At 67.8% G+C, this 1,626-nt stretch carries 1 protein-coding gene; it reads right to left on the reverse strand.

Going from position 1 to position 1,626, the window contains the following annotated elements; all coding sequences use genetic code 11:
* Window positions 1-111: 111 nt before the first annotated feature.
* Complete coding sequence (locus ACTQ48_RS11115) at window positions 112-1,572, reverse strand: terminase large subunit domain-containing protein (RefSeq protein WP_441570959.1); 1,461 nt, start codon at window positions 1,570-1,572, stop codon at window positions 112-114.
* Window positions 1,573-1,626 lie beyond the last annotated feature (54 nt).

The following is a 1,626-nucleotide window of genomic DNA, read 5'->3' on the forward strand; positions in this document are numbered from 1 at the left end:
GGCTGCTCCGGCTTAAAGTAACGCTCCCTCGTTGCCCGCTGCGGGGCACCGGCTTCGAGTGCCTGGAGCACTCGAGTCAGCTTGGTTTCCAGTTCCATGTTCTTCTCCTTCTCAGAAACTCGCGGCACGGTGCCGCCGTTTTGTGTTGGTGTGGTGTGCGGCGCGGTCCAGGGCGACGATTGCCGCCACCGCCGCGTCGATCTTTCGGGGTGAGTTGCGCTTGTCCTTGGCGATGAGGTCACCCATCGGGGTCCGTTGCGCGACGGCGTGCGCGAGGTGCGCGGCCAGCCGGTGGTCGCCGTCATGGCTCACGGTCTGGTCGATGACCGCCTGGTAGAACCGATCGGTTGCCGGGGCCATGCGCTTGGCAAAGGCGGTGTTCCACTCCACCACCCGGCGCTCTCCATGTCGCTGGGCCCAGGCTTCCAGCTCGGACCGCCAACCCCACGGGTCCGCCGCAAACTCGGCTACGTCGTAGGTGCTGAACGCGAGGTCGATGGCCATGTCCACGTCCGCCCGGGGTACCCGCCATTGTGGATCGCCCGGGTTCTCCCACACCTCGAGAACGAAGACATGCGGCTTCGGCCCGACGGTCGCGCCCACCAGCGCGGTGGAGTCGCCGGACGCGGAGCCGTCGAACGCCAGCACGACGCGCTCACCGGGGGCCACCACGCGGGCGGTGTCCGCGCACTCATCCCACGCGCCATGAGGCAACCACGCGCCGGCGCTTTTGACCCATTGCCCTAGTCGGAGCTGGCGAAACACCGGCTCGCGTAGGGTGCGGGCCGCAGCCGCCAAGCCGTCCTCCGCGAGGAAGTCGCCTAGAGCCGGGTTGGCCAGCTTCCACGCCGCCCGGTCGTCGGCGGCGCAGCCGTCCGGCGCGGCGAACTCCCGCAAGAAGAACGCCGGGTCTTGGCCGCTTCGGCCATGCTCAACGAGCCTCCACATGATGGAATCGGCGGACGTGGCCGGGGTGCTGATGGCGAGAACGGTGCTTTCCGGGCGCTTGCCCGACACCGACGTGACCGCTTCCCAAACAGCCTCCGTGACCACGTGAAGCTCGTCCACGATCAACAACGACGGATCCCAACCGTGAAGCGCAGCCGGGTCCGCCGGCAGGGCAATCATAGTTGCGTCCCGTTGAGGCACCCTGATCTTGTCGGCGTAGATGTGGGCCCGCGCCGCCAGCTCCGGATTCAGCTCGATCATCCGCCGGGCCATGTTCAGCGCGATGTTGGCCTGTCGCTGGTCTGAGGCCACCACGAGCACCTCGGCACTATCCGGGCCACAGAACAGCTCAGCGACGGCCAGCGCGGCAGCCAGCGCCGTTTTGCCGTTGGCGCGGGGCAGGGACACCAGTGCGGTGCGGATGCCAACCCCGAACGCGCCCCGCACAATGTCGCGTTGCCAGGGGCGCAGCCTGAACGTGCCGCCGGAGCCCTTGCCCTTGGGGACGATGACGTGCTCACGGATGAACCGCTCACGACGCCGCGCCCGGTCACGCGGCCACCCCTTGAAGTCCAGGGCATCCACAGCAATCGGGGCCTTGGGACCGGCCTTCGTCGCGCTCATAGATACCCCCCGGGGGTATGAGACCTGTCTCTTATACACATCTCCGAGCCCACG

Source organism: Collinsella sp. Sow4_E3 (assembly GCF_052116285.1).
GTDB lineage: Bacteria > Actinomycetota > Coriobacteriia > Coriobacteriales > Coriobacteriaceae > Collinsella.